The following is a 10,915-nucleotide window of genomic DNA, read 5'->3' as shown; positions in this document are numbered from 1 at the left end:
ACGGCGGCCACGGCTTCATCGCCGCGTGGGGCATGGAGCAGAACGGTCGCGACAGCCGCATTTCGATGCTGTACGAAGGCACCACCGGTATCCAGGCACTCGACCTGCTGGGCCGTAAAGTGCTGATGACTCAAGGCGAGGCTTTGAAAGGCTTCACCAAGATCGTCCACAAGTTCTGCCAGACCAACGAAGGCAACGAAGCCGTTGCAGAATTCGTTGCACCGCTGGCGGCAATCAACAAGGAATGGGGCGAGCTGACCATGAAGGTCGGTATGGCTGCCATGAAAGATCGCGAAGAAGTCGGCGCGGCCTCCGTGGATTACCTGATGTACTCCGGTTATGCCTGCCTGGCTTACTTCTGGGCCGACATGGCCCGTCTGGCAGCTGCGAAGCTGGCAGAAGGCACTGGCGACGCAGCGTTCTACACCGCCAAGCTGCAAACCGCGCGCTTCTACTTCCAGCGCATCCTGCCGCGTACCCGTACCCACGTGGCCACCATGCTGTCGGGCGCCAATAACCTGATGGACATGAAAGAAGAAGACTTCGCGCTGGGCTACTAAGCCTTAACGCAGTCTCTTGAAAAACCGCTGCACCTTCGGGGGCAGCGGTTTTTTTTTGCGCTGGATTTGTCCCCAACTCTGGGGACGTTTCCCCAGCGGAAACGGTGAGCTGAAATCGCGCGGCCCCAGCGTTTATTGATTCAAAATGTTTCACGGAGGGATGGCCAATTAATTGCACTGCGCTGATTGACCGGCGCTCACGAGAAATCCTCTGCTGTTCCACGACACCTCTCGCCCGGCGACTTCATGACAACAACCGTCAGGGTGAAGCACATGAACATCAGTCGACTTGTCTGGCTACCCCTCGCACTCGCAGCTTCCGGCGCAATGGCCGCAACGCCCGCCGAAGTGGATCCTCCGGTACCGGAAGTGCCGCGCCTGCAATCGCTGCGCGGCATGCTGCCGCCCGATCCGTCGGGGACAGAAGGCGGGCGCAAGGTCGACTTGATGACCGACTACGTGCTCAACCGCTCCGCCGCGATTCTGCTCGGTAAAGCGCTGTTCTGGGACATGGAAGTCGGCAGTGATGGCGCCACCGCGTGCGCGTCCTGCCACTACCACGCCGGCGTCGATCACCGCATCACCAACCAGCTCAACCCCGGCCAGGCGCATACCAACGCCAACGTCGCCTCGATTTTCAACAAGCCCTTTGTGGCCTCCGACATCCCCGGTGACGTAGCGTCCTACGCGACCTTGTCCGGCGGCAAGGGCGGGCCGAACTACACGCTGAAGAAAACCGACTTTCCGACTCACGTGCTAAGCAATCCACTGGATCGCAACTCGCCGATCATTTATTCGACTGACGATGTGGTCGGCTCCCAAGGTGTATTCGACGCCAACTTCGTCAAACCCAATCAGCCACGTTTCGACAAATGCACTCAGCAGCCCGATGGCATCTTTCAAGTTGGCGGCATCAATGTGCGCCGCAGCACTGGACGTAACGCGCCGTCGGTGATCAACGCGGCGTTCAACGTGCGTAACTTCTGGGATGGCCGCGCGAATAACGTGTTCAACGGTTTTTCACCGTTCGGCAATCGCGATCCCGATGCCGGGATTTACGTGACCGCCGAACGCAGTACCGTGGCAAGCAAAGTCCGGCTGGCGCTCAATGACGCCTCCGCCGCCTCACAAGCGGTGGGCCCGCCCGGTAGCGGGGTGGAAATGTCCTGCGGTGGCCGCACCTTCGCCGACATTGGGCGGCGCATGCTCGATCAGTTAATGCTCAAGCAACAACGGATTTCCTCCAACGATTCAGTACTCGCTTCAGTTTCCGGCGCGCGGCGTCCGACCTACCGCGAGCTGATCAAAAACGCCTTCCAGCCACGCCTGTGGAACGCCACACAAAACGTGCTGGTGGGCGGTGCGCCGTACACGCAGATGGAGGCTAATTTCCCGCTGTTCTTCGGCCTGGCGATTCAGCTGTACGAATCCACGCTGATTTCCGATCAAGCGCCGATCGATGCCTACCTGCAGGGCGATTCAACCGCAATGAACGCGCAGCAAGTCGAAGGCATGAACCTGTTCCTCAACAAGGGCAAATGCGTCAACTGCCACGGCGGCCCGGAGCTGACCAACGCCGCCAGCCGTTTGCTGATGCACCCGCGTGAACGCATCGAGCGCATGGTCATGGCCGACAACCTCACCACGCTCTACGACAACGGCTTCTACAACACCGGCGTGCGCCCGACCTCCGAAGACCTGGCGCTTGGCGGGTCAGATGCGTGGGGCAATCCATGGTCGTTCAGCCGTCAGTACAACAAGTTGCTGCAGGGCGGCAGCATTGCCGATCCGCTGGACGTCGATGTCTGCACCTTTGAAGCACCGCTAAGCGCCGCGATCCCCTGCGACGCCACGCTCAAACCCAACGTCAACTTCCGCGATTCGGTCGACGGCGCCTTCAAAACCCCGACCCTGCGCAACATCGCGCTGACCGGGCCGTACTTTCACAACGGCAGCCGCTCGACGCTCAAGCAAGTGATGGAGTTCTACAACCGTGGTGGCGACCGCCGTGGTGAGGATGCCAACAACACCAGCGGTTTCGAGCACCCGTCGGCCAATCAGCACAACACCTCGAACCTCGATCCGGACATGACCAACCTCAACCTGACCCCGGACGAGATCGATGCACTGGTGAAATTCATGGAAGTCGGCCTGACCGATCCGCGCGTGGCCTGGGAGCGGGCGCCCTTCGATCATCCATCGCTGGTCATTCCGCAGGGCCATGTCGGTGATGAAAATGCTGTGACTCAACGCCCGGCCAGTCCGAAGGTCACGACTCGCCAGGCAGCGGATGCATCGCTCAATATCAAGCCATACGGTGCCGAGGGTCGCAGCCCGGCGGAAGGCCCGTTGCTGCCGTTCTACAACGATCTTTGAGGGCGATTTTCTGGGCTGGCCATCAGTAATGATGGCCAGCCCGTCGAGCAAGGTAAAAAACTGAGCAAATCGCTCAGAATCCTGGGCCTTCTGCCGTTAAAGAGACTGCATGTGATCTGGATCACATTGTGTGTGCTTAACTGCATGCATTGCAGGCACAATGCCATTACTTTGCCAGACGGTCGGAGCTTTACCCTTGCCGCGTTCTTCCGCTGTACGTTTCAGTCATTTCCTACCCTCACTGCTGTTGTTACTTGCGGGGTTGGCGGCTGCGTACGTCAAAGACCTCAACGTATTCTTCACTTCGCTGTTCAACGTGTTGCCGACGTTGGTGCTGTTGCTGGGTGGGGCTTATTGCGCGGTTTACCGCCGCCAGCGCGAACTGTTTCTGATGCTCACGGTGTACATCGCCTACTTTCTGCTCGACACCCAGACCGACTATTACCGCGACAACGGCAAGGTGCGCGACGACGCTGCCGTCGTGTTTCATCTGGTCTGCTTGCTGCTGCCGTTGTTGTTCGGTCTGTTCGCGGCGTGGCAGGAGCGCACGCACCTGTTTCAGGACATGGTCGCGCGCTTCGCCGTTTTACTCGCCTTCGGCAGCGTCGCATTGGGGCTTGAGCAAAGTTATCCCCAGGCGTTACTGATCTGGCTTTCCGAGATTCGCTGGCCGGCACTGCATGGCGCATGGATGAGCCTGATCCAGCTCTCCTATCCAGTGTTCATCTCTGCATTCCTGCTGCTGGCGTGGCAATACTGGCGCAACCCGCGTCCGTTGCACGCGGCGCAATTGGTCGGTTTGCTCGGTGTGTTCTGGATGCTGCCGAAAACTTTCATCCTGCCGTTCACCCTGAACATCATGTGCAGCCAGGTGATGTTGATGATCGCCGCTGCCGTTGCGCACGAGGCTTATCAAATGGCCTTCCGCGACGAGTTGACTGGTTTGCCGGGACGCCGCGCGCTCAACGAACGCATGCAGCGCCTCGGACGCAACTATGTGCTGGCGATGAGCGACGTCGACCACTTCAAGAAATTCAACGACACCCACGGCCACGATGTTGGCGATCAGGTATTGCGTCTGGTCGCCAGCAAGCTGTCGAAAATCAGCGGTGGCGGTAGGGCGTATCGCTATGGCGGTGAGGAATTCGCCTTGGTGTTCGCAGGTAAAACCCTTGAGGAGTGCATGCCGCACCTCGAAGTGATCCGCGAATCGATTGCGTCCTACAACATTCAGCTGCGCAATCAGGAAAACCGTCCGCAGGATGATCAGCAAGGTCGTCAGCGTCGTGCCGGTTCCGGCGCGTCGAGTGTGTCGGTGACGGTGAGCATCGGCGTCGCTGAACGTCTGGAACAACGCACGCCGGAGCAAGTCTTGAAATCCGCTGACGAAGCGCTCTACAGCGCCAAAGGTGCAGGGCGAAACTGCGTCGTCGCATTCGGCCAGAACCGCCGCGGCGCGGTGCGCATGGACACCGCTGCGGGTTGAGTGATGACGGCGCATTCAGCGTCTGCACAATGATTGTGGGGCGTGGTGGTCGGCAGTAGGTTGAAGCAATCTGCTGACGGAGAAGCCACCATGCCTGAGTACAAAGCCCCGCTGCGCGACATGCGCTTTCTGATCGATCACGTCTTCGACTTCCACGCCAACTACGCCGCCCTCGGCGCGGATGACGCGAGCCCGGACATGATCAACGCGATCCTTGAAGAGGGCGCGAAGTTCTGTGAGAACGTTCTGGCACCGCTCAATCGCAGCGGTGACGAAGAGGGCTGCCATTTCGACAATGGCGTGGTGACAACGCCTACAGGCTTCAAGGAAGCTTTCGCACAATACGTCGAAGGCGGCTGGCACGGTCTGGCGGCGGATCCGGTGTATGGCGGTCAGGGCCTGCCGAGTTCGCTGGGGCTGGTGATCAGCGAGATGGTCGGCTCCAGCAACACCTCGTGGGGCATGTACCCGGGCCTGACCCACGGCGCAATGTCGGCGATTCACGCTCACGGCACCGCCGAGCAAAAAGAAACCTACCTGAGCAAACTCACCGCCGGCCAATGGACGGGCACCATGTGCCTGACCGAAGCGCATTGCGGCACCGATCTGGGCATCATCAAGACCCGCGCCGTGCCTCAGGCTGACGGCAGTTACGCAGTCACCGGCAGCAAGATTTTCATCTCCGCCGGCGAGCACGACATGAGCGACAACATCATCCATCTGGTGTTGGCCAAACTTCCGGACGCACCGGCCGGAACCAAGGGCATTTCGTTGTTTATCGTGCCGAAATTCCTCGCCGATACGGCGGGTGAGGCGGGCGAGCGCAACGGCGTGTCCTGCGGTTCGATCGAGCACAAAATGGGCATCAAGGCCTCGGCCACTTGCGTGCTCAACTTCGACGGCGCCAAGGGTTTCTTGATCGGCGAGCCGAACAAGGGCCTCAACTGCATGTTCACCATGATGAACCACGCACGGCTCGGCACCGGCATGCAGGGTCTGTGTCTGGGCGAGGCGAGTTTCCAGGGCGCAATCAAATACGCCAACGACCGCTTGCAGATGCGCTCGTTGACCGGCGCTAAAGCACCGGACAAAGCCGCCGATCCGATCATCGTCCACCCGGACGTGCGGCGCATGTTGCTGACCATGAAAGCCTTTAACGAAGGCAACCGCGCGCTGACCTATTTCACCGCGCAACTGCTCGATACCGCGCACCTGAACAGCGATGCCGAGGCGCGTCAGGAGGCTGAAGACCTGCTGGCGTTCCTCACGCCGATCTGCAAAGCATTCATGACCGACAGCGGGCTGGAAGTGACCAACCTCGGCATGCAGATATTTGGCGGCCACGGTTTTATTCGCGAGTGGGGCATGGAGCAATTGGTGCGCGATTGCCGGATTGCGCCGATCTACGAGGGCACCAACGGCATTCAGGCGCTCGATCTGCTCGGGCGCAAGGTGCTCGGCAGTCAGGGCAAGTTGCTGCGCGGCTTTACCAAGATCGTCCACAAGTTCTGCGCGGCCAATGTTGACCATCCGCAGTTGGGCAGCTTCGTTGCGCAGCTCAACGAGCTGAATCAGCAGTGGGGCGATCTGACCATGAAGGTCGGCATGGCGGCGATGAAGAACCCGGATGAAGTGGGCGCGGCGTCGGTGGATTATTTGATGTACAGCGGTTACATCATTCTCGGGTATCTGTGGTTGCGCATGGCGTTGGTGGCGCAGGCGCAACTGGAGGCGGGTGAGGGTGAGGCGGATTACCTGCGTGGGAAATTGGCGACATGTGAGTTTTACTTCAAGCGACTGTTGCCACGTACGGCGGCGCATCGGGCGGCGATTGAGGCGGGGAGTGATTGTTTGATGAAGTTGCCTGCTGAACTGTTTTCTCTGTAGGAAAAAGCAAAAGATCGCAGCCTTCGGCAGCTCCTACAGGGAATTTGGGGTTGGCGGGGCTGCGATCTTTTTTCGGTGACTAAAAATAACTAATCAGTCACTGGTTGACCCTATGTGTCGCAAAAGTTGTTGAGGTACACTCGGGCTCAACGAAAACACCCTTCACGAATAACCTGTTTAGATCTTGCGAGGTTTGCCATGGCTGACTACAAAGCGCCGCTGCGCGATATGCGCTTCGTCCTCAATGAAGTGTTCGAGGTCGCCAAACTCTGGGCCGAACTGCCGGCCCTGGCCGAAACCGTCGACGCTGAAACCGTTGAAGCCATTCTCGAAGAGGCCGGCAAGGTCACCAGCAAAAGCATCGCGCCGCTGAGCCGTGCCGCTGACGAAGAAGGTTGTCATTGGGCCGACGGCGCCGTCACCACCCCGGCCGGTTTCCCACAGGCTTATCAGACTTACGCCGAAGGCGGTTGGGTCGGCGTTGGCGGTGATCCAGAGTTCGGCGGCATGGGCATGCCCAAAGCCGTGTCGGCGCAAGTCGAAGAAATGGTCAACTCCGCCAGCCTGTCCTTCGGTCTGTACCCGATGTTGACCGCCGGCGCCTGCCTGTCGATCAACGCCCACGCCAGCGAAGAGCTGAAAGCCGCGTACCTGCCGAACATGTACGCCGGCGTCTGGGCCGGTTCGATGTGCCTGACCGAGCCGCACGCCGGCACCGACCTGGGGATTATTCGTACAAAGGCTGAGCCTCAGGCCGACGGTTCCTACAAGGTCAGCGGCACCAAGATCTTCATCACCGGTGGTGAACACGACCTCACCGAAAACATCATTCACTTGGTGCTGGCGAAACTGCCGGACGCCCCGGCAGGCCCGAAAGGCATCTCGCTGTTCCTCGTGCCGAAGTTCATGGTCAATGCCGATGGCAGCCTCGGCGCGCGCAACCCGGCGAACTGCGGTTCGATCGAACACAAAATGGGCATCCAGGCGTCCGCGACCTGCGTGATGAACTTCGACGAGGCCGTGGGTTATCTGGTCGGCGAGCCGAACAAAGGCCTCAACGCGATGTTCACCATGATGAACTACGAGCGTCTGGGCGTCGGCATCCAAGGCCTGGCGACCGGCGAGCGTTCGTACCAAAACGCCGTTGAATATGCGCGCGACCGTCTGCAAAGCCGTTCGCCGACTGGCGCGCAGAACAAAGACAAAGTCGCAGACCCGATCATCGTCCACCCGGACGTGCGGCGCATGTTGCTGACCATGAAAGCCTCCAACGAAGGCGGCCGTGCGTTCTCCACCTACGTGGCGATGCAACTCGACACCGCCAAGTTCAGCGAAGACGCCACCACCCGTAAGCGTGCGGAAGATCTGGTTGCACTGCTGACGCCGGTAGCCAAGGCGTTCCTCACCGATCTGGGTCTGGAAACCACCGTGCACGGCCAGCAGATTTTCGGCGGCCACGGCTATATCCGCGAATGGGGCCAAGAGCAATTGGTGCGCGACGTGCGCATCACCCAGATCTACGAAGGCACCAACGGCATTCAGGCACTGGATCTGGTCGGTCGCAAGATCGTCGGCAGCGGCGGCGCGTTCTACAAGCTGTTCGCTGACGAAATCCGCCACTTCACCGCCACCGCGAGCGCCGATCTGGGCGAATTCACCAAGCCACTGAACGATGCCGTCAACACCCTCGACGAGTTGACCTCGTGGCTGCTGGATCGCGCGAAAAACAACCCGAACGAAATCGGCGCGGCCTCGGTCGAATATCTGCAAGCGTTTGGCTACGTTTCCTACGCGTACATGTGGGCACTGATGGCCAAAGCTTCGCTGAGCAAAGAAGCGCAGGACGATTTCTATGCGAGCAAGCTCGGCACGGCACGCTTCTACTTCGCCCGTCTGCTGCCGCGCATTCACTCGTTGAGCGCGTCGGTGAAGGCCGGTAGCGAGTCGTTGTTCCTTTTGGATGCGGCGCAATTCTGACGATGTAACGTCATGTAAGCATTTGCTTACATGACGTGCTGCTGTTCTCCCATATGCGTGGATTGGATCCACGGCTAATCTACATTTCATGGACGTCGCGCAGGAAGCGCAAAGCAACAACACGGACACGTAGGATTCTGCCAGGGTGGCGGAGTGAAATGGATGTCAGGGAAACAGTCTGCAAAGCCCCGCTTCGGCGGGGTTTTCTTTTGCCTGTAGAAAAGTAGTCAGACCAAAGGATCGAGCGGCGGCCTGACTTCGCGCTCCATCACTTCTTCCAGCAATGTCTGCAACAGCGCCAACGGCGCCTGCTGGCGCTGCACATCGCGACAGACCAGCCCAACTTTCAGCGGCACCCGTGGTTCGCTCAGCGGCTTCCACAGCAGATCCTGATCGTCGTATTCCTTCTGCGACCGCCCCGGCAGCACCGTCGCCAGTTTGGTGTGCGGCAGACTGTCGAGAATCCCCACCATATTGTTCAGCTCGGCTTGCACCTGCGGGCGACGTCCGAGGGCGGTCAATTGCGCCTGCCAGATCTGGCGGATCTGGAATTCTTCACCCAACAGCAACATCGGCAGCTCGGCGGCCTGGCGCATCGAGACTTTCTTGAATTCGCGCAACGGATGATCCGCCGGGATCACCAGCGTCAGTTCATCCTCGTAAAGCATCACGCCATGCAAGCCGGGTTGGCGCGGCGGTAGATAACTGATGCCAATATCCAGCGAGCCATTGAGCAAACGTCGCTCGATCTCCAGCCCGGTCAATTCATAAATCTGCACCACCAGATGCGGCTGTGCCTTGCGCACGCGCTCAAGCATTTGCGGCACCAGACTGGTGTGAACTGTTTGCAGCACGCCGATCGCCAGCGTGCGCAAGGCTTGGCCCTTGAAGTTGCCCAACGCCTCGCGCGCCCGTTGCAAACCGTCGAGCAGCGGCAGCGCGTGGTTATACAAAGTGTGCGCCGCGAGGGTTGGCAGCAGGCGTTTGCTGCTGCGTTCGAACAGAGTGACGTCGAGGTTCTGTTCGAGCTGGCGGATCTGCTGCGACAGCGCCGGTTGCGAGATCGACAGGCGCTCCGCCGCGCGGCCAACATGACCTTCTTCGTAGACCGCGACGAAATAACGCAGTTGTTTGAAATCCATAAGTAATGCTTATCGAAAATGCTGGAAAAACGAAATGGCCCGAAGCCGTCAGTGCGCCTAGTCTAACCGCATTCACAAGGCTTGCAGGGCCAGAAAGCGCGATGAATAGCGTTCGCTTCGACAGTGTTTACATAGGCAGTTCAAAACACCTCAAACGAGGTTTTTTGCAATGAATCTGTTTAGTTTGCGGCGCCAGACGCCGAGTCTTGATGACCTCGCTTTCGAGGCCAATCCATCTGACCCTAATGAAAATCTCAGCGCCGAGCGCCTGATGCCCAGCGTCGAGCGGCCGCAACAGGTATTTGTCCGTGGGCAAGGTTCATGGCTGTGGGACAGCAACGATCGTGCATACCTCGACTTTTCCCAGGCCGGTGGCGCCAACAGCCTCGGCCACAGCCCTTCGGCGCTGGTGAAAGCCATCAGCAGTCAGGCGCAGGCGCTGATTAATCCCGGTTTCAATCTGCACAATCGCGGCATGCTCAGCCTCGCCGAACGCCTGTGCGCCGCGACCTCCAGCGATCAGGCTTACCTGCTCAACAGCGGTAGCGAAGCCTGTGAAGCGGCGATCAAACTGGCGCGCAAGTGGGGCCAACTGCATCGCGGCGGCGCGTCGCGGATCATTGTTGCGAAGCAGGGTTGTCATGGTCGTAGTCTGGCGACGATTTCCGCCTCGGACAGCTGCAACCTGCACAACCGTTTCGCGCCGCTGCTGCCGGGTTTTGATCTGGTGCCGTTCAACGATTTACCGGCGCTGCATGCGGCGGTCGATGCGCAGACCGTGGCGATCATGCTGGAGCCGATCCAGAGCGATGCCGGTGTAATTCCAGCCACCGAGCATTACCTCAAAGGTGTCGAGCGTCTGTGCCGTGAACTGGGCATTCTGCTGATCCTCGACGAAGTGCAAACCGGCATCGGCCGCTGCGGCACGTTGCTCGCCGAACAGTCCTACGGCGTACGCGCCGATATCGTTGTGCTCGGCAAAGGGCTTGGCGGCGGTGTGCCGTTAGCGGCTCTATTGGCGCGGGGCAAGGCCTGTTGTTTCGAAGCGGGCGAACTCGGCGGCACCCATCACGGCAACGCACTGATGACAGCGGCCGGGCTGGTGGTGCTCGACAGCGTGCAAGACCGCAGCTTTCTCGAACAGATCAACGACAACGGCCAACATCTGCGCGAAGGCCTGGCCCGATTGGCGCACCGCTACGACCACGGCGAACTGCGTGGCCAAGGCCTGTTCTACGGACTGACCCTGTCAGACGATTCCGCCGAAGCCGTCGTCCACGCCGCCCTGCACGAAGGCCTGCTGCTCAACGCCCCGCAAGCCAACTGCCTGCGCTTCACCCCGGCGCTCACCGTGAGCAAAACCAACATCGACGAAATGCTCCTGCGCCTCACCCGCGCCTTCGCCCGTGTGCGCACCGCACAACTGCAATGCCGCAAAGGGATTGCCGTCTGAGCTGAAGTTTCCTACCCAATTTAAAGAACCGTCT

Annotated in this window: 6 protein-coding genes and 1 pseudogene; 6 read left to right on the top strand and 1 reads right to left on the bottom strand. The window is 59.7% G+C overall.

Annotation, left to right across the window (positions count from 1 at the left end):
- The 5 genes and pseudogenes from ACIOMO_RS08835 to ACIOMO_RS08815 all read left to right on the top strand — a co-directional run.
- Positions 1-560 (top strand): annotated as a pseudogene (locus ACIOMO_RS08835) (phenylacyl-CoA dehydrogenase); the annotation flags it as partial.
- A gap of 273 nt (positions 561-833) precedes the next feature.
- Positions 834-2,936, top strand: a complete 2,103-nt coding sequence (locus ACIOMO_RS08830) for a cytochrome-c peroxidase (RefSeq protein ID WP_401240014.1) — start codon at positions 834-836, stop codon at positions 2,934-2,936.
- Between the two features lie 196 nt (positions 2,937-3,132).
- Entirely contained in the window at positions 3,133-4,422 is a 1,290-nt protein-coding gene (locus tag ACIOMO_RS08825) for a GGDEF domain-containing protein (protein WP_400648761.1), read from the top strand.
- 90 nt (positions 4,423-4,512) lie between these two features.
- Positions 4,513-6,309, top strand: a complete 1,797-nt coding sequence (locus tag ACIOMO_RS08820; protein WP_401240012.1) for an acyl-CoA dehydrogenase C-terminal domain-containing protein — start codon at positions 4,513-4,515, stop codon at positions 6,307-6,309.
- A 198-nt stretch (positions 6,310-6,507) separates the two neighbouring features.
- Complete coding sequence (locus ACIOMO_RS08815; RefSeq protein ID WP_401240009.1) at positions 6,508-8,286, top strand: acyl-CoA dehydrogenase C-terminal domain-containing protein; 1,779 nt, start codon at positions 6,508-6,510, stop codon at positions 8,284-8,286.
- 227 nt (positions 8,287-8,513) lie between these two features.
- Here the strand turns inward: ACIOMO_RS08815 and ACIOMO_RS08810 are convergent, their stop codons facing one another.
- Entirely contained in the window at positions 8,514-9,428 is a 915-nt protein-coding gene (locus ACIOMO_RS08810) for a LysR family transcriptional regulator (RefSeq protein WP_053124445.1), read from the bottom strand.
- A gap of 169 nt (positions 9,429-9,597) precedes the next feature.
- Here ACIOMO_RS08810 and ACIOMO_RS08805 point away from each other — a divergent pair, with 169 nt between their 5' ends.
- A complete protein-coding gene (locus ACIOMO_RS08805; RefSeq protein WP_212550078.1) occupies positions 9,598-10,881 on the top strand; it encodes an aspartate aminotransferase family protein in 1,284 nt (427 codons plus the stop codon).
- Positions 10,882-10,915 lie beyond the last annotated feature (34 nt).

The sequence above is a fragment of the Pseudomonas sp. NPDC087804 genome, assembly GCF_044742965.1.
Lineage (GTDB): Bacteria > Pseudomonadota > Gammaproteobacteria > Pseudomonadales > Pseudomonadaceae > Aquipseudomonas > Aquipseudomonas rustica.
The sequence above is the reverse complement of the archived record's forward strand: the minus strand, read 5'-3'. Positions and strand labels throughout refer to the sequence as shown.

What these genes read in the sequence shown, in the direction of transcription:
- ACIOMO_RS08830 (WP_401240014.1), top strand. Translation starts at nt 834, where the DNA reads ATGAACATCAGTCGACTTGTCTGGCTACCCCTCGCACTCGCAGCTTCC.
- ACIOMO_RS08820 (WP_401240012.1), top strand. Translation starts at nt 4,513, where the DNA reads ATGCCTGAGTACAAAGCCCCGCTGCGCGACATGCGCTTTCTGATCGAT.
- ACIOMO_RS08815 (WP_401240009.1), top strand. Translation starts at nt 6,508, where the DNA reads ATGGCTGACTACAAAGCGCCGCTGCGCGATATGCGCTTCGTCCTCAAT.
- ACIOMO_RS08810 (WP_053124445.1), bottom strand. Translation starts at nt 9,428, where the DNA reads ATGGATTTCAAACAACTGCGTTATTTCGTCGCGGTCTACGAAGAAGGT.
- ACIOMO_RS08805 (WP_212550078.1), top strand. Translation starts at nt 9,598, where the DNA reads ATGAATCTGTTTAGTTTGCGGCGCCAGACGCCGAGTCTTGATGACCTC.